Raw genomic sequence first — 1,061 nt, 5'->3', positions numbered from 1 at the left:
GTGGGAGCTGGCTTGCCTGCGATAACGGTGGAACAGTGACATTGATGTCGCCTGACACTCCGCTATCGCAGGCAAGCCAGCTCCCACAGTGGTTTTGTGTTGTCAGGGATATCTTGATAACCAAGCAAGCGCTTGGTAAGTTCTCTCCACCTCACCGTGGAGCTTGCCGATGTCTGCCTATCAGGACTACTTCGACCCCAGCCACCAATTGGTCCGCGACAGCGTGCGCCGTTTCGTCGAGCGCGAGATGTTGCCGGGCATCGAGCAATGGGAGGAGGGCGAGAGCTTTCCCCGTGAGCTGTACCTCAAGGCGGGCGCGGCGGGGATCCTGGGCATCGGCTATCCCGAAAGCCTGGGCGGCAGCCATGAAGGCGACCTGTTCGCCAAGGTCGCCGCCAGCGAAGAGTTGATGCGTTGCGGTTCGGGTGGCGTGGTCGCGGGCCTGGGTTCGCTGGATATCGGCTTGCCGCCGGTAGTCAAATGGGCGCGCCCCGAGGTGCGTGAGCGCGTTGCGCCCCAAGTACTGACCGGTGAGAAGATCATCGCCCTGGCCGTCACCGAGCCCGGTGGCGGCTCCGATGTAGCCAACCTGCAAACCCGCGCCATTCGCGATGGCGACTGTTACCGCGTCAGCGGCAGCAAAACCTTTATCACCAGCGGCATCCGCGCCGACTTCTATACGGTAGCCGTACGCACCGGCGGGCCGGGCTTCGGCGGCATCAGCCTGTTGCTGATCGAAAAGCACACGCCAGGTTTCACAGTCGGCCAACCGTTGAAGAAAATGGGCTGGTGGGCGTCGGACACGGCTGAGTTGTTCTTCGACGATTGCCGCGTGCCGGTAGGCAACTTGATCGGCGTCGAGAACATGGGCTTTGCCTGCATCATGGGCAATTTCCAGAGCGAGCGCCTGGCGCTGGCGCTGATGGCGAACATGACCGCGCAGCTCGCCCTTGAAGAAAGCCTCAAGTGGGCGAGCCAGCGCGAAGCCTTCGGCAAACCTATCGGCAAATTCCAGGTGCTCAAGCATCGGCTGGCGGAAATGGCCACCGCAGTGGAAGTCT

At 62.0% G+C, this 1,061-nt stretch carries 1 protein-coding gene; it reads left to right on the top strand.

What is annotated here, in order from left to right; all coding sequences use genetic code 11:
* Positions 1 to 169: 169 nt before the first annotated feature.
* Positions 170 to 1,061 (top strand): acyl-CoA dehydrogenase family protein (locus FEM54_RS33015; protein ID WP_138454331.1); only part of this gene is annotated, 892 nt, incomplete at its 3' end.

The sequence above is a fragment of the Pseudomonas edaphica genome (assembly GCF_005863185.1).
Lineage (GTDB): Bacteria > Pseudomonadota > Gammaproteobacteria > Pseudomonadales > Pseudomonadaceae > Aquipseudomonas > Aquipseudomonas edaphica.
Note: the sequence above shows the minus strand (reverse complement) of the source record. Positions and strands in the feature narration are given on the sequence as shown.